This is a genomic window from Mycobacterium deserti (assembly GCF_025345615.1).
Lineage (GTDB): Bacteria > Actinomycetota > Actinomycetes > Mycobacteriales > Mycobacteriaceae > Mycobacterium > Mycobacterium deserti.
Window position 1 is genome coordinate 415,786 of the sequence record NZ_JAODWD010000002.1, and the last position, 19,364, is coordinate 435,149.

The window sequence follows — 19,364 nt, forward strand, 5'->3', positions numbered from 1 at the left end:
CTACGGCGGTGCCGCCATGCCTTCTCGCGAGGCACCGAACAGGAGCGATGCACCGATGACCCGGCCGCACCTCGTGCCCCCGGCAACGGACCTACCCCCGCCGGGGCCAAGGCCTTCGCCACACGAAGGGTTGATCAATCAGCTCGGCTTCCGTCCCGACGCCGGAGTGGACGCCGCGTCGACCGGTGTCGGTCTGATGCCCATGTTCCAACCCGTGGTGTCACTGCCCGATGAGGGTGTCGTGGGCTTCGAGGCGCTGGCGCGGTGGCCGGTGTTCGCGTCGGTGACGCCGCAGAACGTGTTCACCTTTGCCAACCAGTCCAGGCGTGCCGACGACCTCGACCGGCAGTGCATCGAAGCCGCAGCCCAAGCGGCACTGGACGCCGAAATGCCCCGGGGCAGCATGCTGCTGCTCAATACCGAGCCGTCCGTCGCGCACGTGCGCCGCAGCCCGCACTCGGCGCTGAGCCAGGCGTGCGAACGGTTCCAGGTGGTTTTCGAGCTCACCGAGCGTCAACTGATCGCCCACCCGCGGGCCCTGCTGGACAAGGTGTCCGCGATCCGCGACGACGGCATCGCCATCGCCGTCGACGACGTCGGCGCACATCCCGAGTCGCTCGCCGTGCTCGACGTCGTGGCCCCCGACATCGTCAAGCTCGACATGACGATGATCCAGAGCAGCCCACAACGAGACCGCGCGTACACGCTCACGGGGGTGCTCGCCTATCAGGAGCGCACGGGCGCGCTGATCATCGCCGAGGGTGTGGAGAACGACGACCATCTCGAGCAGTCGATGGCGTTCGGCGCCAGCCTCGCACAGGGTTTCCGGTTCGGCCACGCCGCGCCGCTGAACCGGCACCAATACACCGCGGAGCCGCCGCGGCTGCTGCACACGAATGGATCGCAGGCTGCGCCGCCCGCCGATCACGACCGCAAGGCACTTCGGGTGGCACGCAGGGAGATCGTCGCGGCGCTCGCCCGACACATCGAGGACCAGGCGCGCCACGCCGTTGACCATCCGATGGTGCTCGCGGCGGTGCAGCGACCCGAGGACTTCACCGTCACGTCGCGTCAGGTCTACAACGATCTGGCGATGACGTCGCCGCTGGTCGCGGTGTTCGGCCGCGGCATGCCCGTCGACATCGGCGTGGGCATCCGCAGCGTCGAACTCGAAGCGGGCGACCCGCTCTGCGACGAATGGGTGCTCGTCACCCTCGGCGCGGACACCTGCCGAGCGCTGGTCGCCCGTGAACTTCCCACGCACGACAAGTGCGATGGCGACCGCCGGTACGAGTTTCTCATCACCAGCGACCGGGCGATGGTCACGAAGGCGGCGAAAAGCCTGTTGGAACGGGTTCCGTAGCAACCGGACGTTTAGCCCGAATCGTGACGCGTGCACCATGATTCGGGATGAGTATGACGTGCTTGACCTTCTGCGACTCGTCCGCGGCGGTGGTGGTCGCGAAGTCCACCCGCCGCAGAATCTCACCGAGTACCACCCGCATCTCGACCATCGCGAAGGTGGCGCCGAGGCACCGGCGATTACCGCCGCCGAACGGGAACCACGTTGTCGGGCTCAGGGTCGCACCGACCATCCGGTCCGGATCGAACCGCTCAGGATTTGGGTAGATCTCCGAATCCTGATGCACCAGACCGATTCCCGGCACCACCATCACCCCGGCGGGCAACCGGTGGCCCGCCACCTCCACCGGTTCTGTGAGGATGCGTCCGACGTCGAACACCACCGGACGGATGCGCAGCGTCTCCTTGGCGACCGCGTCGAGGTACTCGTCGTTGCCTGCCTCGGCAGCCTGCACCGCCTTGGTCAGAATCGCCGGGTGGCGGGTGAGGCGTTCGATCGCCCACGACAGGCCCGTCGCCGTCGTGTCGTGGCCGGCAACCAGCAGGGTCATCAACTGGTCGCGCAATTCCACATCCGTCATCGCGCGCCCGTCCTCGTCGGCAGAGCGCACCAGCATCGCCAGCGCGTCGGTGCGTTCGTCGAGGTTCGGGTCGGCACGCCGCTCACCAATCTCGGCATACAGCAGGCGGTTGGCATCTTCCATGCGCCGCTTCAGCTTTCGCCACGGGCGACGCCGTAGCAGGTCGGGATTCAACAGGGCCAGCGACGTCCACGGGGTCACGTTGAGCAGGGGCGGGATGACCGCGCGCAGCGCCGCCAACCGGGCGGGGTCGCTCGCGCCGATGACCGTCCGCAGGATCACCTCGAGCGTGATCTCGGACATCTTCGGCGCAAGCGCGAACGGTCGACCGACGGGCCACGTGGCGACATTGGCCGCGGTGATCTCGGCCATCACTTCGACCTGGCGCGCGACGGCGTCACGGTGAAACGGCGGCAGCATCAGCCGGCGGCGGTCGCGATGCACGTCGTCGTCGATCACCAGAACCGATGACTCGCCCAGCAATCCGCGCAACATCGCGTTCGCCTCACCGGCATGAAAGACACGGGGATCGCCGGCGAACACCTTCTTGATATCGGCGGGATCGGATAAGTAGACCAGCGTGCCCATCGGCGCGACTCGCAGCGTGAACACCTTGCCGTACCGGCGCCCGCACGCGGAGACGAGCCGCGGCCAGTACTGCATGAAGAGCAGCGATTGGACCGCCGCGGGCAGTCGCGGGCCCCGGGGCAGCGTCGCCGCCGTTGTTGGACTCATGCCTAATAGTGTACGAGCGATCCTCCGTCATTCAAGGCCCGATCACTCATTCGACGGGTTAGCGTGACGTTCGAAGGAGGACGCTGATGAAGAAGTCAGTCGTTGCGGCGGCCGCGTGCATATTCGTCGTCGGATGCTCGGGCGAACCCCAGGTCGAACCGCAACCCGGGGAGGTCGTCGTTGACGGGACCACGCACGCCGCGGACTCCACCAAGTGCGGGCAGGACGAGTGGCGGCTGCGGATAGACACGATCGCCGGCCCCACTGAGTCGCGTGCTTACCTTCGACTCGACGGCGAGACACCCTCGGTCGACGGGGTGACCTTCTCCAGCCCGGAGGGGTTCAACGGCACCGCGGGCGACGGGGTCGGCTCAGCGGAAGTCACGGTCGCGCAAGGCATCTACACCATCAGCGGCACGGCGGAGGGCTTCGACCGCGCGAAGCCGACCGAGAAACGTTCGGCGAAATTCCGCATCGAAGCTCCCTGCTGAGGCGCTTACCTGGGCACTCGGTGCAGCACGAAGCCCCGCAACAATCCAATTAATCTTTTGGTTTCAACTTTGGGCCGACGGGTTACATCCCCGCCATGCTGCAGAAACACTGGAAACTCACACCCGCGCTTCTGGCCGGTGCGGCCGCAAGCGCGATCGCGCTGGCCCCGTTCGCAGTTGCAGGTGGCCCGCCCGGATGCGTCGATCCGTACGGCACCGGTTGCGCGGCACCTCCGCCGCCGCCTCCGCCGGCCCCCGGATATGTGGTGCCGCCGCCTCCGCCCCCGCCCGGATTTGTGGCACCCGGTGGTGTCGCGGGACCTGGCGGCGCGGCGGGCGCGATCCCGGGTGGACCGGGCGGCGTCGCAGGACCTCAGGGCGCTGCCGGCGCGATCCCGGGCGGACCGGGCGGCGTCGCAGGACCTCAGGGCGCTGCCGGCGCGATCCCGGGCGGACCGGGCGGCGTCGCAGGACCTCAGGGCGCTGCCGGCGCGATCCCGGGCGGACCGGGCGGCGTCGCAGGACCTCAGGGCGCTGCCGGCGCGATCCCGGGCGGACCGGGCGGCGTCGCAGGACCTCAGGGCGCTGCGGGCGCCATCCCAGGCGGACCGGGTGGCGTCGCAGGACCGGGTGGCGCCAGCGGATGTCTGCCGGGTGTCGGCTGCGCGGGCGTCCCGGCTCCGTAGCGGGCCATCACAGCGAGTGCAACACCGGCGCGCGGTCGGGTATCCCGAACGTCGCGCCGGTGTGCACTTGGCCGCCCGGCCGTGAGACGACCGGCACGATCCGAAAGTCCGCGCGAATCTCCCCCGCCGTGACTCGGGCGCGCACATAGCCACGGCGGCCGCTGAAATACCGGATGTGGGGGTTCTCCGACAGCACGGCCGCGGTGTCGGCCGCAACGTCGGACCCGTCGCCGCCCGAACTGATCGAGGTGGTGACGAGTTCGGTGGCGACCACCGGTGACGCCGGGTCGGCGAAACGCTGATGGACTTCGGCGGCCCAGTGTGAGTGGATGTCGCCGGTGAGCATGACGGCGTTGCGCACCGGCGAGTTCACGATGCCGGCCACGATCCGGTCCCGATTCGCGGTGTACCCGTCCCACGCGTCGGGGTTGTACGTACGCGCCGGCCCCGGCGTGAGGTCCATCTGCGAGAAAAAGACCTGCTGCCCGAGGACGTCCCACCGCGCCCTCGACTGCTGAAAACCGTTCAGCAGCCACCGCTCCTGCTCGGCGCCCGTCATTGTCGCGGACGGATCGCGCCGCTCGACGCAGTCGGTGCGGGTTCTGTCGCCGCACGCTTGGTCGGTGCGGTACTGGCGCGTGTCGAGCATATGAAACGTTGCGAGGTCCCCCCACGGCACACGCCGGTACAGCTGCATGCCGGCACCGGTGGGCATGGCCGACCGGCGCAGCGGCATATTCTCGTAGTACGCGCGCAACGCGGCAGCCCGCCGCACTCCGAACGCGGGCTGCGGGGTGTCCGGCACGTCACCGGCCCAATTGTTGGCGAGTTCGTGGTCGTCGAACACCACGAGCCACGGCGCAGCGGCATGCGCCGCCTGAAGGTCCGAGTCGGTCTTGTACTGGGCATAGCGTTGCCGGTAGTTGGCCAGCGTCGCGGTCTCCGGCCCCACATGACGACGGACGCCGCCGTCGCGACCGGCATACTCGTAGTGGTAATCACCAAGGTGCACAACGAGATCCGGGTGCTCCTCCGCGAGCCTGCGGTAAGCGGTGAACCAGCCCTGCTCGTAATTCGAGCACGACGCGACGCACATCGTCATCGGCGTCAGCGACCCGGGATCGGGTGCGGTGCGGGTGCGGCCCGCTGTAGAGAGGTAACCGGCGGCGCGGAACCGGTAGAAGTAGTCGGCAGCGGGCCGCAGGCCGGCGAGTTCGACGTGCACACTGTGCGCCGATTCCGGCGTCGCGGTGATGGTGCCGCGCTGCTCGACGCGGGAGAAGCGCTCGTCGGCGGCCACCTCCCAATCGACGTCGACCGGTTGCGCCGGCATGCCGCCGAACCCGTCGTCGGCCAGGGGGTTTGGCGCCAGTCGGGTCCAGATGACCGCGCCGTCGGGGGATGGGTCACCTGATGCGACTCCGAGAGTGAACGGGTCAGCGGGAACGCGGGCGAGACGCAGTCTGTCGCGCGGGCCGGTGGAGAACCCGGCGACCGGCAATGCCGCGAGCACCACCGCACCTTTGAGAACCGCGCGACGGCTCGGAACCACAGACACGGCCGAGTGTCAGGAAGCAACCTTTCGCGGCGGTGACGGGCAGTCGTCAGGTGTCCGCACGCGGTGATGCCGTCGCGCGAACAACGTGTGACGGGCACTCATCGCGGCGGTGTCCTCCCGGCGCCGGTCCGTCGGAAGTTTGCGGAATGGCACTGAAAACGGACTTCTCAGGCCATTCACTCATTTGCCAAGATTTTCATGTGCGTCAACCGGATTGGGCTATATCAGCCACGCCGCCGCGAAGTGTTCAGTGCGCGTTTGATACGCGGTACGCTCGACAAGTCGTGCGAAGAAACTTGCACGCTTGTCAATAACCGATTCAAGTCTCATCAGGGCGGACAGTGACGAATACACCCAGTGCATCGCCGAAGGCCGAGTCCAAGTGGTTGTCGAAGTCGGCGTCGCAGACGCGCGGGTCGGACAAGAAGGAAGTCCAGTTCCACTACGACATCTCCAACGACTTCTTCAAGTTGTGGCAGGACCCGACACAGACCTATAGCTGCGCGTACTTCGAGAAGGACGACTACACACTCGAGCAGGCGCAGATGGCCAAGGTCGACCTGTCCCTCGGCAAGTTGGGTCTGCAGCCGGGGATGACGCTTCTGGACATCGGCTGCGGCTGGGGTTCGACGATCATGCGGGCCGTCGAGAAGTACGACGTGAACGTGATCGGACTCACGCTGTCGGAGAATCAGAAACAGCACATCGAGAACCACTGGTTCGCGAATTCGACCAGCAAACGGAAAATGGAAGTCCGCCTGCAGCCGTGGGAGGAGTTCGAGGGCCAGGTCGACCGCATCGTGTCGATCGGCGCATTCGAGCATTTCGGCTTCAACAAGTACGACGACTACTTCAAGAAGACGTTCAACTGGATGCCCGACGACGGCGTGATGTTGCTCCACACGATCATCATTCCGAGCGACGAGGAGATCAAAGCAAAGAAGCTGCCGCTGACCATGTCCAACGTGCGCTTCATCAAGTTCATCATGGACGAGATCTACCCCGGTGGGCGTCTTCCGTTGGCCGCTCAGGTGACCGACGCAGCCACCCGCAACGGCTACACCATCACGCGCGAGCAGCACCTGCAGCCGCACTACGTCAAGACACTCGACACGTGGGCGGCCAATCTCGAGGCGAAGAAGGACGAAGCCATCGAGATCACTTCGGAAGAGGTGTACGAACGGTTCCGCAAATACCTCACCGGGTGCGCCGACCTGTTCCGCAAGGGTTACACCGACGTCGCGCAGTTCACGTGTGAAAAGGCGCCCGCTTAGCCATCTTACGAAGACTGCGATACAACTTAGGCGGTCAAAACATCGGTCGCATTTCCCAGAGGAGGCCAACCGGAGATGTCGGATAGTTCGGGGACGACAATGAAGGTGGCGTACGAAGATGTCCAAGCTCATTACGACATCTCCAACGATTTCTTCGGCCTTTTTCAGGACCCGACCCGCACCTACAGCTGCGCGTTCTACGAGCGCGACGACATGTCCCTCGAAGAGGCGCAGATCGCCAAGATCGACCTGGCGCTCTCGAAGTTGGACCTGCGTCCCGGAATGACGCTTTTAGACGTCGGCTGCGGCTGGGCGTCGGTGATGAAGCGCGCCGTCGACACGTATGACGTCAACGTTGTCGGCCTGACCCTGAGCCGCAACCAGAAAGCCCTGGGCCAACAGATTCTCGACGAGATCGAGACCGACCGCAGTCGGCGCGTATTGCTGAAGGGCTGGGAGGAATTCGACGAACCCGTCGACCGGATCGTCAGCATCGAGGCGTTCGAAGCGTTCCCGAAGTCGCGCTACAAGGCGTTTTTCGACATGTGCTACCGGATCATGCCCGACGACGGCCGGATGGTCCTGCAGACGATCATGGGTCATCCGCTCAAGCGTTGGCCGGAGATGGGCATCCCGATCGTGATGTCGGACTTGAAGTTCATGCGGTTCATCTCCAAGGAGATCTTCCCCGGCGGCTCGGTTCCGTGCGACGAGGACGTCGTCGAATTCAGCGAGAATGCGGGCTTCACCGTCGAGAAGCTCGAGACGATGACACCGCACTACGTGCGCACCCTGGACACCTGGGCCCAGGCGCTGGAAGCCAACAAGGACAAGGCGATCGAGGTGACGTCGCAGGAGGTCTACGACCGCTACATGCGGTACCTCGTCGGCTGTTCGGACTTCTTCCAACGCAACGTCAGCTACGTCGGGCAGTTCACGCTCACCAAGTGATGCGGTAGTCAGTACTTCCCGAACGTCAGCACCACGTTGTGCCCGCCAAGGCCGAAGGAATTCGTGACCGCGTAGCGAAAGTCGCCCTGGCGCGGCCCGCCCGCCACCACGTCGAGGTCGATATCCGGGTCCGGATTCTCGAGGTTCAGAGTCGGCGGGACGACACCGTCGCGCAACGCCTGCACCGTCAGCACGGCCTCGACTGCGCCCGCGGCGCCCAGCGAGTGGCCGAGTGCGCCCTTCGGCGCGTAGACCGCGGGGGCGTGGCTGCCCATGGCGTTGCGGATGGCGCACGCCTCGGCCAGGTCGCCGAAGTCGGTGCCTGTCGCATGCGCGTTGACGTGGTCGACGTCGGTCGGCGTCAGCCCGGCCAACTGGATCGCGCGGGTGATGGCCTCACCGGCCTGCACGCCGCTGGGATCGGGCTTGATGATGTCGTAGCCGTCGGACGTCATTGCAGCGCCCAGCAGCCTCGCGAGGATCGGCGCACCGCGCGCCTTGGCGTGCTCCTCGGTCTCGACGAGCATCAGTGCGCCACCCTCACCGAGCACCATGCCGTCCCGGTGGGCGTCGAACGGGCGGGGGGCGCCTTGCGGGTCGTCGTCACTGATGGACAGGCTTCCCTGCTCCAGGAATGCCGCGACGGGCACCGCCTCGATCTGCGTCTCGACACCACCGCAGATGACGATGTCGGCTTCGCCGAGGATGAGGTGCCGCCACGCCTCCGCAATGGCTGCGGCCCCCGAGGCGTCGGCCATGAGGGGCGAAATGATACCGGCTTTCGCCTGGCGGTCCAGTCCTACCGCGGCGGCCGGGGCGTTGGGCATGTACATCTGGACCGCCAGCGGTGACACCGCGCGCAGGCCCTTCTGCCGCCAGTCGTCGTATTGCGCCGGGATCTCCTCCGTCGAGCCGAGAGCGAGTCCGATCGAGACTGCGAGCCGGCGGGTGTCGACCTCCGGTGCGCCGCTTGCCTCCCAGAGACGGCGGCCCAGGACCGTGGACATCTTCTGCATGTATGCCAGCCGGCGCAGTTCGACGCGGTTGAGGTAGGTGTCGAAGTTCTCGACGAGCTGGCCGCCGATTCGGACAGGCGACTCGAGTTCACCGATGAACCACTTGTCCAGCGCGCGAATGCCGCTTCGACCCTGCTGCAGCAGCTGCCAGGTGGCCTCGGCGTCGGCGGCCAACGCGGTGGTCGACGCGACGGCGGTGACGACGACGTCGGGCAGTCCCTCGCCGGTTCTCAACGCTGCCATCTTGGTAAGCCCCTGATCTTGTCCGATGACGTTGCGAACGACCAGTTCACATTTTAGAACTTCACTCGCGAAACGGGAGATGCGATCTGCGCCCTTCTGCACCCGCCGAGCACGGCGTGCCGTACACACCTGATGTCGCAGACAGCAACGCCGGCGCCAGTAGCTGTTTCGTGCCCTCCCCGCCTACCTGGCCGCATGCCGTGATCACAGGTAGTTTGGTGCGTGAACGGCGTCAGATCGCCGACATCTTCGAACGATCGGTGATTGCGCTAACAACTATGGCAATGACATTGTGCCGCCTGCTGAGCATCGCGACACTCATGGTGCTCGCCGTGGCCGGCTGCGTCGCTGAGCCGCCGCCCGAGCCGGTCAAAGGTCCGTATCTGCGCGGCGTCAACACCATGACGTTTCTCTGGTTCGAGGGCTATGAGGACCAGGCAGGCAACGAGTCGCCGGCGTCGTACGAGTTTCTGGCGCGCCACGGGATGGCGACCGTGCGGCTGCCGATCTCGTGGGAACGGATTCAGCCCCAACTCGGCGGCGAACTCGCACCGGTCGAGGTGGCCAGGCTGCGCACGGAGATCGCGCGGGCCCACCAGGCAGGCCTGGGCGTCATCGTCGACCTGCACGCCGGCTGCCGACATCGCGGTCCGGACGGGGCCACCAAGATCTGCGGTACTGGCATCTCCGCCGAACAGTTCAGCGACGTCTGGACTCGGCTGTCCCCCGTACTGCGCAACGACCCGGGCGTCGTCGCCTACGACATCATGAACGAACCGCACGACCTCGTCGGCGACGAGAACGGCCGCGCCGACGCCGAGATCTGGGAAGAGTTCTCCCAAGCCGCGGTCGACGCGCTTCGCGGTGCCGGTGACAGGCACCGGCTGATGATCGAGGGCGTCAGCTGGTCGAACGTCGACACCTTCGGAACGTTGCATCCCACACCGTGGATCACCGATCCGCTCGACAACGTCGTCTACTCCGCGCACCAGTACTTCGAGCAGGCCGGCCGCTACACGGTGTCCGGCGACGACGTGCCGCAATGGCGGTACTCGTTCTGGGCGAAGCGATTCGAGAGCGACGGCACCACCGGCGGTCGACCGTTCGACGAGTGGAATCTGCAGCGCCTGGAGCATTTCGTCGACTGGCTGGCGCACCACCAGGTGCGCGGCGATATCGGTGAGGTCGGGTGGCCGTCGCATCAGGAGATGGTGGCGGCGGGCATTCCGGCCGCCGAGGCCGCCGACGAAACACGACAATGGAATTCCCTGGCCGACAGGTGGTTTGCCATCGCAGACGCGGCGTATCTGTCGGTCACCTACTTCGCTGCCAGCGGGCTCCAGTTCATCGAATTCCCCGGTTCACCGCCGGGCCTACCGGAGGCCAACGCGGTGTTCGTGCACAGCGGCGGCAACGGCGAGCTGCGCGACGCTTCGGGTCAGCTGCTGCTCGACGCGAACGGCGACGTGCAGCCTCGTGTCGTCGACACCGCCAACTCGCAGTACGACGTGCTGTCGAAACACCTGTCGCGTACTGACCTTCCCGTCGACTGATCCGCCGCCGAAGAGCCTGGGCGTCTCCTACCGTGAGCGCATGGCAGATCAGTCATTCGCAGTCACACTGGCGCATCCCCATACGGCGCTCCTGCGCGCCGTGAACCCTCTTGTGGGTCGGCTTCTGCGCAGCCGGCTCGCCGGATCGCTGCGTCGGCACTTGATGGTCGTCAACGTCACCGGACGCAAGAGCGGACGGCGGTACTCGATCCCGCTGAGCGCACACCGGATTGACGGTGTCCTGTACGCGTTGACGAGCGCGGCGTGGAAGAACAACTTCCGCGGCGGCGCCGACGCGGAGGTGGTGCACGACGGGAAGACCGCGTCGATGCGCGGCGAACTCATCACCGACCCCGGTGCCGTCGCCGACGTGTCCCACCGCTGCGCACAGTCCTGGGGCGTCAAACGCGCGCAGACGATGATGGGGCTGAAGTTCCGCGACGACCGCATTCCCACCGTCGAGGAATTCGAGGAAGCGGCGCGGCGCGAGCGGTACGCGGCGGTGCGGTTTACGCCCGCTTAGCCGTCCCTAGTCAGACGTCGCCTTGCCCGCTTTCGGAGTGACGGAGAGCGTCACGGTCTTGTCGCCCCGGACCACCTCGATCGGCGCAGCCTGCCCGATCTGAAGCTGGCGTACCGCCACAGCGAACTCGTCGACATCGTGAACCGGTCGGTCGCCGAGTTTGACGACGAGGTCGTCCTTCTGCAGTCCCGCATTTTCGGCGGGGTCGCCGGGGACCACGCTGAGCACTTTCACGCCCGACTGCAGCGAGTCGTCGCCTTCAGGGCTGCCGTCGGATCCGATTTCGATCCCGAGAGTGGGGTGCGAGATCTTGCCGTCGCGGATCAGCGTCTCGACCACGCTCCGAACTTCGTTGACCGGTATCGCGAAGCCGAGGCCGCTGGCGCTCTCGCTCAGGGACTTGCTTGCGGTGTTGATGCCGATGACTTCGGAGTTCATGTTGACCAGCGGCCCGCCGGAGTTGCCGTGGTTGATCGAAGCGTCGGTCTGCACCGCGGCGATGACGACATCGTCGGACCCATCACCGGGAATGCGCACCGCCCGGTTCAGCGCGCTGATGATGCCCGCCGTGTCGGTGCTGCGCAGGCCCAGCGGCGCCCCGGCGGCGATCACCTCGTCGCCGACGCGCAGCTTGTCGGAATCCCCGAGCCGACCGACGGTCAAGTTGTCGACGTTGGTCACCTTGAGAACGGCCAGGTCGGTCGCGGGGTCGCGGCCGACCAGAGCGGCGGGAACCTGCTTACCGTCGTTGAAGATCACCGAGATCGTGAACTTGTCCTTTTGGCCGGCGGCGTCGGCGATCACGTGGTTGTTGGTGACGACGTATCCGCGGCTGTCGACGACGACGCCGGAACCCTGTGATCCGGCCTCGCTGCTCATGGTCTCGATCGTTACTACCGAATCTGCGACTGCCGCAGCGACTTTCGTGAGCCTGCCTTCGGGCAGCTCGCCGCTGTCGGTGCTGGACAGCGGAACCTTGGGGATGGTGAAAGCTTCGATGACCTCGGAGGTCTTGCGCCCCACCCAGCCGCCGACGAGTCCGAAGAGCAAAGCAAGGACAGCGAGAACGACCAGCGCGGTGTAGGTCAGCCGGCCGCCGAAAAGCACGTCGCGTACGCCGAGCTTCTTGACCGGCACGGCGGGCGGTGCAGGAGCGGTCGGAACCGGCGCGGGCGCAGGCTCGGGCGGGAAGTCGACGGGGTCCTCGACGACCATGCTGCGGGTCTCGGGCTGGCCGAAGACGTCAGCGAGCACCGCGTCGGGGGCCTGATCGGTGGGCGTGTACTCGCCTCGATCGACCCGTCGGTCGGGTGCGGCGAAGGCACCGCTGACGCCGTCGGGCCGGCCGAAGGCGCGCTGTTGCACCTCGTCGATGGTGGGTGGCGAGGTGTCGCCGCCGGACCGGTTCTTTCTGCGCACTGGACAACTCTCTGTAGCTTGCGCACCAGACTACCGACGGCCGTCGGACGGACCTCGACACCAATGACGCCCCGGCTCAGTGCACGCCTCAGGGCCGGCTGAGCACGACCCGACCGACTTCCTCCAACGCATCCGGGCTTCGGGGCTGCTCGAACCGCACCTCGGCGCTACGGCCGTCTACCTGGATGGTGGCGATGGTGTTGCCGAACAACGGACCGCAGGTGTTCGACCAGCGCAGCGGAAGCGGCGGGATGCCGCGGCGACGGGCCCACCACCGGAACAAGGTGGCAGCGGGCCGTGTCCAACCCAGGGTGAACACCGGCTTGATGAACAGCGGCACATAGTTGTGCACCGGCGAGCACACCAACTGATGCACGGCCGCGCCACCGGGCTGGGCATCACCCACCCACTCGGCGCGCGCGGCATAGCTGTGGTGCACGTCGCCGGACAGCACGCTGACCGTTGCCGGCCCGTTGGGATGGCCCGCGATGCCGGCGATCATCTCGGCGAGTCGCAGGAATGAATTGCAAAAGGCGGGCCAGTGCTCGAAATCTGCTGTTTGACGAACCTTCTCGGCGAGTCGTCCGCGCCGTCCGGGTCGATTGGCGTTGCGCTCATTGACCGACTCCAGATCACCGATTGCAGGCGGCATCAGCCACGGCACCGACGAGGCCAGCATCAGATGGTCCAGCTCGTCGACTCCTTCGGCCGCCTGGGCCTCAAGCCAACCGAACTCGTGCTCCCCCATCATCATGCGTTCGCCCGACTCGAGGATCCGGCCGTTCCGTGAGTCGATCATGATGAGCCGGCTGCGACCGAGATCCCATCGATAGCTGAACCGGACACCCTTGTTGCAGTCCACCTCGCTGTCGGCCCGGTCGGCCAGATCGACCAGCTGCGGCCAGGTGTCGCCGTCGGTTGCCAACAGTCGCCGATAGTCCTCGTCGTCGGCCAATTCGGCCGGGCTCATGTTGCCCAGATGCTGATACACCCAGTAGGACGCCAGTCCGGCTCGGATCCGATCTCGCCACCAGGGCTTCTTCTTGACGTCGGCGCGCCAGGCCGCGGACGTGTTCCAATCGTCCCTGATGTCATGATCGTCGAAGATCATCGCGGTGGGGACCGTCGACATGAGCCACCTGATCTCCGGGTCCCCCCACGAGTGTCGGTAGAGCCGTTCGTATTCGGTGAAGCTCACGACCTCGTCCGGCGGGCGTTGGCCTTGCCGGTTCAGGCGGGTGCGGCGACCGGCCATGCGTTTTCTTGAGTCCGGGGTGAGCTCATCGGCGTACAACTGATCTCCGAGCAGGATGAGCGCCTCGGGCCACTCGTCGATGGGCTGTGTGGCCATTCGGGTGGCGTATACGTCCAGCGCGTCGAGTCCGAGTTTGGAATCGACCTTGTGGTCGTCGGTCTTGGGGTATCGGCACGATCCGAAGATCGCCTGCAGCCGGTGAGTCGACGCGGGGCCGCGCGTCCGGATGATGCTCGGCGGATAGGGCGAGTCCGCGAACGGCCAGACCAGTTCACCGTCGACCTTGACGTCGTATTCGGTGACGGTGTCCGGGGTCAGGCCCGTCACCGTGACGAGGGCGTAGTGATGGCCCTGTACGGCAAACGTCCGCGCTGAGCAGCCGAGGACCTCGACGGTTGCCGCGTTCTCGGTCTGCACCCACACCAGCGCGGTGGTGTCGGAAACGTGTCGTAGGGCGGGGCCGAGCAAGAGTGCCACTGAACCACCCTACGGACGCGACGGCACATCTACCGTCCGCCCCCCAGGACGGGCGCACCGTCGCCAACGTCTCGGCGCTTGTGATACTCGAACGGAGACGAGCGAACGCCCGCCGTCTCACCCGTTACGCCGTCCGGCATGGGTTGACGGCGAGGTCGGCCGGTGACTACTGGCGCGCCATCGCGATCCGGAAACGTTCGTCTGGCTCGATGTAATGGTCGGCATCCTTGGCATCGTCACCCAGATCGATTCGTACCCACTCGATCTTGCCGGTGAACTTGCTGGTGTGGGCGGTGTAATCCGGGCTGACGGTGGTGCCGGATTCGTAGCCGATGTCGGTGGTCTCGTCGGCGGAGAAGATGAACCCCTGAGTTTGGTCGACTCGACCCTTGCCGACTTCATTGCCGTCGTAGTAGAGGGTGACGTCTCCGCCCTTGCCCATGCCACCGCCGTCGTAGGCGAACTCCATGCGAACCTGGGTGGCGCCGGACGGCATCGGCTGGGTGGCTTCCACCTCGAAGGACTTGATGCCCAGCACGTTGTAGTGGAATTTGGCTTGCCCATTCTTGGCATAGAGGCTCCACCCGCCGAAACGGCCGCCCTGGGCGATGATGACACCCTGGGCGCCTTCGTCGCCCACCTCCACCTCGGAGGTGACGGCGAAGGACTTGTTCTTGATATCGACGACACTGTTCTCCGACAACCGCCCCATACCGGGGAACAGCAACTGGCTGTTGCCTTTGATCAGTGATGGCCGGCCGGCCGAGGTGGGATTGATCCGTTCGATCTGACGGTCGTCGAGCGGCAACACGTTGTACTTGACCGCCTCGATCAGCCAAAGCCGCTGCAGCTCATGCAGTTTGTCCGGGTTCTCCTTGGAAAGGTCTTTGGCTTGCGTCCAGTCGCTGTTGCCGTCGTAGAGTTCCCAGACGTCGTCGTCGAACGCCGGCATGGCCTGTCCACTCATCTGCCAGGGAGTGCGGTGCTTGGTGACCGCACTCCACCCCTTGTGGTAGATCCCGCGGTTGCAGAACATCTCGAAGTACTGGGTTTCGTGCCGCTCGGCGGCGTCGGCGTCGTTGAAGCTGTACAGCAGGCTGGTGCCCTCGTACGGACTCTGCATCACCCCGTTCACGATCGTCGGCTGCGGAATCCCGGCTGCCTCCAAGACGGTGGGAGCCAGGTCGATGACATGGGTGAACTGATTCCGTATCCCGCCCTTGTCATCGATCCCCCTGGGCCAGTGCACGATCGTGCCGTTGCGGGTGCCGCCCCAGTGCGACGCCACCTGCTTGGTCCACTGATAGGGCGTGTCCATCGCCCAGGCCCAACCCACCGCGTAATGGCCGTAGGAGTTCTCACCGCCGAAATTATCGAGCTTGGACGCCAGGAATTCGGGCGTCTCGAGGTCGGCCATGCCGTTGAAGTTGGCCATTTCGTTGAACGCGCCCTGCAGCGTGCCCTCCGCCGAAGCGCCGTTGTCGCCGATGATGACGTAAACGAGTGTGTCTTCCAGTACCGGTCCGAGCGCATCGATCAACCGACCGACGTGATGGTCGGTGTGCTCCAGAAATGCTGCGTACACCTCCATCTCGCGTTCCAGTGCCGGCTTGAGGGCAGGATCCATGTCGTCCAGGCCGGGATTTCCGCGTGGCGTGGGGTGAGCACGGCGTCAGCTGCGATGACACCGAGTTCCTTCTGCCGCTCGAAGGTGATCTCGCGCTGCTTGTCCCAGCCGTGCGCGAACTTGCCTTTGTACTTGTCGATCCACTCTTTCGGCACGTGATGCGGCGCGTGGGTCGCGCCCGGCGCGAAGTACATGAAGAATGGTTTGTCAGGCAGCAGCGCCTTCTGCTGTCGTACCCAGCTGATCGCCTTGTCGGCCAGATCCTCTGTCAGGTGATAGCCCTCGGCCGGGGTCTTCGGCGGCTCGATAGGCGTGGTGCCCTCGTACAGGGCCGGGTCCCACTGGTTGTTCTCCCCACCGATGAACCCGTAGAAGTACTCGAATCCGCCGCCACCGGACGGCCATGCGGTGAACGGACCCGCGGGGCTGGTCTGCCAGACAGGCACCTCGTGACACTTTCCGAACTGCGCCGTCGAAAAGCCGTTCAGCTTGAGCGTCACAGCCAGCGGCGCTTTGGTGTTCGGCAACACAGAGGTGTATCCGGGTGCGGCGGTGGCGGTTTCGGTGATGTTGCCCATGCCCACTGAGTGGTGGTTGCGCCCGGTGAGCAGGGCCTGCCGAGTCGGCGAGCAGAGCGCAGTCGTGTGCAACCGCGTGTACTTCAACCCCTCGGCGGCGAGCTTGTCGAAGTTGGGGGTGTCGCACGGTCCACCGAAGGCGCTACTGGCCCCGAAACCGACGTCGTCGATGAGGACGACGAGCACATTGGGCGCCGTCGCAGGCGGACGCACGTCCTTGATCGGCGGATAACTGGTGTCGGGATCCTTCGCGTCGTACGTCGTCAGGCCGATATGCGACGTCGGGAATGGGAAGGATGTCGCGCCGGACGCCGGACTGGTCCGGCCTACTGGCGTGAGCCTGGCCGTCACCCTGCGCTGACGAAGTGGGCATGGTCGTCCTCTCGTGCATAGTTCGGGGCTGCGACGGCGCTACCGCGACACCGACGGTCGTGAGTGGCCCGCAGGTCGGCGCTCGACCGGAGTACTACCGGCAACGATGAATGCCATTGGCTTGCATCAAGGTTCGGACCTCAATCGACGATCCCAGCGGGGAAACGAGGATTCCTGGCGCACATCGACGAACGGAACGCATGCCCTCTCCGCCCGAGACATGATCATCGAATCGGCGACATGTCACGAACAACATCTTGGTTGGCCCGATACCTGAGACTAAATCCTCCGGTCCGTCTCCGGAGGCAATTGGCCGCCCCGTCGATGGTGGTTTACGTGTCCTTTTCCCAATCGGCTCGACGGGATTCGCGTGCGGCCCGCGCCAATAACTGGGGGCCGGTGGTCAGCGACGGTGTCGAAGTGACGGTCTTGACGATGTTCGCGGCCACCAACAACTCCAGCCAAGACGAATCGCTCCGCCCAAAATGTCTGCGTAGCCCTCTGTCGAAGATTGCTGCTAAGTGCATCCGTCAAGTTATCTGTCCTGCAATGCATCCCGGACGGGGTATCGGCGGCGTTCACCGAATGGACCAGCGCCGCGGGCGGCGCGGCCTTCGCCCTCTCATGCCGGCGGTGTGACGGGCGGCGCGTCAACGATCGCGGCAACTACGATCACAGACGTTCGGGCGATTACGCCACCGCTGCGACCGCGAGAGTCGCCTATACGCCGGCCGGGAGGGATCCTCATCCCCGAACAGGTCAATCGTCGAATGGCCTACCTGAACATCCAGCGCACTAGCGTCACGAGGGTGGTCTAGCTGGAATTGCGCGCAGGGTCAGACGGCTCAAGAAGCCGTTGACCAGGGTGGCAGGTGCAGGATTCGAACCTGCGTAGGCGTAAGCCGACGGATTTACAGTCCGCTCCCATTGGCCGCTCGGGCAACCTGCCTGGGTGCTGCACCAACCTCGCGGATTTGGTGCGACTAGCAGGGTACAACGAGGATGGGCCAAGAACGAAAACGCACCCGAGCTAGAGGAGGACGCGGTCCATGGCGGATTCATCGTTCGACGTCGTCAGCAAGGTCGACCGCCAGGAGGTCGACAACGCGCTCAATCAGGCCGCGAAGGAACTGTCGACGCGCTTCGACTTCCGCGGCACCGACACCACCATCGCCTGGAAGGGCGAGGAGGTCATCGAGCTCGTCAGCTCGACCGAGGAACGGCTCAAGGCCGCCGTCGACGTCTTCAAGGAGAAGCTCGTCCGTCGCGACATCTCGATGAAGGCCTTCGACGCCGGCGATCCGCAGCCGAGCGGGAAGACCTTCAGGCTGACCGGCACCCTCAAGCAAGGCATCGACAGCGAGCACGCCAAGAAGATCACGAAGCTCATCCGCGACGAGGGACCCAAGGGCGTCAAGGCGCAAATCCAGGGCGACGAGATCCGGGTTTCGTCGAAGAAGCGTGACGACCTCCAGGCCGTCATCGCCCTGCTCAAGGGCGCGGACCTCGACGTGGCGCTGCAGTTCGTCAACTACAGGTGAATCGCAGCAGCCAGCCCTAGTCTGATCGGCATGGCACCTGCGCAACGCGAACCCAATGTCGTCGTCCTCGGCGGCGGATCCTGGGGCACCACCGTGGCCTCCATCTGCGCCAGGCGTGGGCCGACGCTGCAGTGGGTGCGTTCCGAGGAGACTGCCAAGGACATCAACGAGAACCACCGCAATTCGAAGTATCTGGGCGATGAGGTCGAGTTGGCCGACACCCTGCGTGCGACGACGGACTTCTCGGAGGCGGCCAACTGCGCGGACGTCATCGTGATGGGCGTGCCGTCGCATGGCTTCCGGGCCGTACTCGAGGAGCTCGCCAAGGAGCTGCGGCCGTGGGTGCCGGTGGTCTCGCTGGTGAAAGGACTGGAACAGGGCACCAATTACCGGATGAGCCAGATCGTCGACGAGGTGTTGCCAGGCCATCCCGCGGGCATCCTGGCCGGGCCGAACATCGCGCGGGAAGTGGCCGACGGATATGCGGCCGCCGCGGTGTTGGCGATGCCCGATCAGCACCTGGCCGCGAGGCTTGCAGAGTTGTTCCGCACGAAGCGCTTTCGGACCTACACCACAGACGACGTCGTCGGTGTCGAGATGGCGGGCGCGTTGAAGAACGTGTACGCAATCGCGGTCGGAATGGGCTATTCGCTTGGCATCGGCGAAAATACGCGCGCGATGGTGATCGCGCGCGCGTTGCGCGAAATGTCCAAGCTCGGCGAGTCTATGGGCGGGCACCGCGACACGTTCGCCGGGTTGGCGGGCATGGGCGATCTCATCGTCACGTGCACGTCGCAGCGCAGCCGCAATCGCCACGTCGGTGAGCAGTTGGGTGCGGGCAAGTCGATCGAGGAGATCATCTCGGCGATGAACCAGGTCGCCGAGGGCGTCAAGGCGGCCAGCGTGGTCATGGAGTTCGCGAACGAGTACGGGCTCAACATGCCGATCGCGCGCGAGGTCGACGGCGTGGTCAACCACGGCTCATCGGTCGAGGAGGCCTACCGCGGGCTGGCCGCCGAGAAGCCCGGCCATGAGGTGCACGGCGCGGGGTTTTGAGCCCGCGTTGTCAACGACAGAGTCGGTGATAGGTGGGCAATCGTTCGCATGCACTGGCGACGGCTG

14 protein-coding genes, 1 tRNA gene and 2 pseudogenes are annotated in these 19,364 nt (G+C 65.6%); 9 read left to right on the top strand and 8 right to left on the bottom strand.

All coding sequences use genetic code 11. From position 1 onward, the window contains the following. The first annotated feature begins 55 nt into the window (after nt 1–55). Nucleotides 56–1,363, top strand: coding sequence for an EAL domain-containing protein (locus N4S67_RS08175; RefSeq protein ID WP_260992450.1), 1,308 nt, complete (start codon nt 56–58; stop codon nt 1,361–1,363). On the opposite strand, the gene N4S67_RS08180 is transcribed toward N4S67_RS08175, so the two are convergent. Further along, nucleotides 1,323–2,678, bottom strand: coding sequence for a cytochrome P450 (locus tag N4S67_RS08180; RefSeq protein ID WP_260992451.1), 1,356 nt, complete (start codon nt 2,676–2,678; stop codon nt 1,323–1,325). The two genes, N4S67_RS08175 and N4S67_RS08180, sit on opposite strands and share 41 nt — an antisense overlap. An 86-nt stretch (nt 2,679–2,764) precedes the next feature. On the opposite strand from N4S67_RS08180, the gene N4S67_RS08185 reads away from it, so the two are divergent. Next, nucleotides 2,765–3,169 (top strand): lipoprotein LpqH, encoded by a 405-nt coding sequence (locus tag N4S67_RS08185; RefSeq protein ID WP_260992452.1) that lies wholly within the window; start codon nt 2,765–2,767, stop codon nt 3,167–3,169. 392 nt (nt 3,170–3,561) lie between these two features. Continuing rightward, on the top strand, nt 3,562–3,855 hold the full coding sequence (locus N4S67_RS28105; RefSeq protein WP_449288832.1) for a hypothetical protein: 294 nt from the start codon (nt 3,562–3,564) through the stop codon (nt 3,853–3,855). 7 nt (nt 3,856–3,862) lie between these two features. Here N4S67_RS28105 and N4S67_RS08195 read toward each other — a convergent pair whose 3' ends face one another. After that, nucleotides 3,863–5,413 (bottom strand): alkaline phosphatase D family protein, encoded by a 1,551-nt coding sequence (locus N4S67_RS08195; RefSeq protein ID WP_260992454.1) that lies wholly within the window; start codon nt 5,411–5,413, stop codon nt 3,863–3,865. A 341-nt stretch (nt 5,414–5,754) separates the two neighbouring features. Here N4S67_RS08195 and N4S67_RS08200 point away from each other — a divergent pair, with 341 nt between their 5' ends. Together N4S67_RS08200 and N4S67_RS08205 are read left to right on the top strand one after the other, a co-directional pair. Continuing rightward, the gene (locus tag N4S67_RS08200) at nt 5,755–6,687 is read left to right on the top strand and encodes a cyclopropane mycolic acid synthase family methyltransferase (RefSeq protein WP_313959931.1); all 933 of its coding nucleotides are present in this window, start codon (nt 5,755–5,757) and stop codon (nt 6,685–6,687) included. A 99-nt stretch (nt 6,688–6,786) separates the two neighbouring features. Beyond that, entirely contained in the window at nt 6,787–7,638 is an 852-nt protein-coding gene (locus N4S67_RS08205; protein ID WP_313959932.1) for a cyclopropane mycolic acid synthase family methyltransferase, read from the top strand. A gap of 8 nt (nt 7,639–7,646) precedes the next feature. On the opposite strand, the gene N4S67_RS08210 is transcribed toward N4S67_RS08205, so the two are convergent. Then, a complete protein-coding gene (locus tag N4S67_RS08210) occupies nt 7,647–8,897 on the bottom strand; it encodes a KasA/KasB family beta-ketoacyl-ACP synthase (protein ID WP_260992456.1) in 1,251 nt (416 codons plus the stop codon). Between the two features lie 278 nt (nt 8,898–9,175). Here N4S67_RS08210 and N4S67_RS08215 point away from each other — a divergent pair, with 278 nt between their 5' ends. After that, entirely contained in the window at nt 9,176–10,450 is a 1,275-nt protein-coding gene (locus N4S67_RS08215) for a glycoside hydrolase family 5 protein (protein WP_260992457.1), read from the top strand. Between the two features lie 40 nt (nt 10,451–10,490). Then, nucleotides 10,491–10,973, top strand: a complete 483-nt coding sequence (locus N4S67_RS08220) for a hypothetical protein (protein ID WP_260992458.1) — start codon at nt 10,491–10,493, stop codon at nt 10,971–10,973. Between the two features lie 6 nt (nt 10,974–10,979). On the opposite strand, the gene N4S67_RS08225 is transcribed toward N4S67_RS08220, so the two are convergent. From N4S67_RS08225 to N4S67_RS08240, 5 genes and pseudogenes are all read right to left on the bottom strand, one after another. Further along, nucleotides 10,980–12,392, bottom strand: coding sequence for a S1C family serine protease (locus N4S67_RS08225; RefSeq protein ID WP_260992459.1), 1,413 nt, complete (start codon nt 12,390–12,392; stop codon nt 10,980–10,982). 88 nt (nt 12,393–12,480) lie between these two features. Beyond that, entirely contained in the window at nt 12,481–14,124 is a 1,644-nt protein-coding gene (locus N4S67_RS08230; protein WP_260992460.1) for an alkaline phosphatase D family protein, read from the bottom strand. Between the two features lie 166 nt (nt 14,125–14,290). After that, nucleotides 14,291–16,702 (bottom strand): annotated as a pseudogene (locus N4S67_RS08235) (arylsulfatase). Nucleotides 16,703–17,033: 331 nt separating this feature from the next. Continuing rightward, nucleotides 17,034–17,185, bottom strand: a pseudogene (locus N4S67_RS28110) (DUF1622 domain-containing protein); the annotation flags it as partial. Between the two features lie 382 nt (nt 17,186–17,567). Next, nucleotides 17,568–17,650, bottom strand: a tRNA-Tyr gene (locus tag N4S67_RS08240). A gap of 100 nt (nt 17,651–17,750) precedes the next feature. Here N4S67_RS08240 and N4S67_RS08245 point away from each other — a divergent pair. Together N4S67_RS08245 and N4S67_RS08250 are read left to right on the top strand one after the other, a co-directional pair. Then, complete coding sequence (locus N4S67_RS08245) at nt 17,751–18,242, top strand: YajQ family cyclic di-GMP-binding protein (RefSeq protein ID WP_260992461.1); 492 nt, start codon at nt 17,751–17,753, stop codon at nt 18,240–18,242. Nucleotides 18,243–18,272: 30 nt separating this feature from the next. Further along, entirely contained in the window at nt 18,273–19,298 is a 1,026-nt protein-coding gene (locus tag N4S67_RS08250; protein ID WP_260992462.1) for an NAD(P)H-dependent glycerol-3-phosphate dehydrogenase, read from the top strand. The last annotated feature ends 66 nt before the right edge of the window (nt 19,299–19,364 follow it).

What these genes read in the sequence shown, in the direction of transcription:
- N4S67_RS08205 (WP_313959932.1), top strand. Translation starts at nt 6,787, where the DNA reads ATGAAGGTGGCGTACGAAGATGTCCAAGCTCATTACGACATCTCCAAC.
- N4S67_RS08215 (WP_260992457.1), top strand. Translation starts at nt 9,176, where the DNA reads ATGGCAATGACATTGTGCCGCCTGCTGAGCATCGCGACACTCATGGTG.
- N4S67_RS08180 (WP_260992451.1), bottom strand. Translation starts at nt 2,678, where the DNA reads ATGAGTCCAACAACGGCGGCGACGCTGCCCCGGGGCCCGCGACTGCCC.
- N4S67_RS08185 (WP_260992452.1), top strand. Translation starts at nt 2,765, where the DNA reads ATGAAGAAGTCAGTCGTTGCGGCGGCCGCGTGCATATTCGTCGTCGGA.
- N4S67_RS08250 (WP_260992462.1), top strand. Translation starts at nt 18,273, where the DNA reads ATGGCACCTGCGCAACGCGAACCCAATGTCGTCGTCCTCGGCGGCGGA.
- N4S67_RS08220 (WP_260992458.1), top strand. Translation starts at nt 10,491, where the DNA reads ATGGCAGATCAGTCATTCGCAGTCACACTGGCGCATCCCCATACGGCG.
- N4S67_RS08245 (WP_260992461.1), top strand. Translation starts at nt 17,751, where the DNA reads ATGGCGGATTCATCGTTCGACGTCGTCAGCAAGGTCGACCGCCAGGAG.
- N4S67_RS08175 (WP_260992450.1), top strand. Translation starts at nt 56, where the DNA reads ATGACCCGGCCGCACCTCGTGCCCCCGGCAACGGACCTACCCCCGCCG.
- N4S67_RS08210 (WP_260992456.1), bottom strand. Translation starts at nt 8,897, where the DNA reads ATGGCAGCGTTGAGAACCGGCGAGGGACTGCCCGACGTCGTCGTCACC.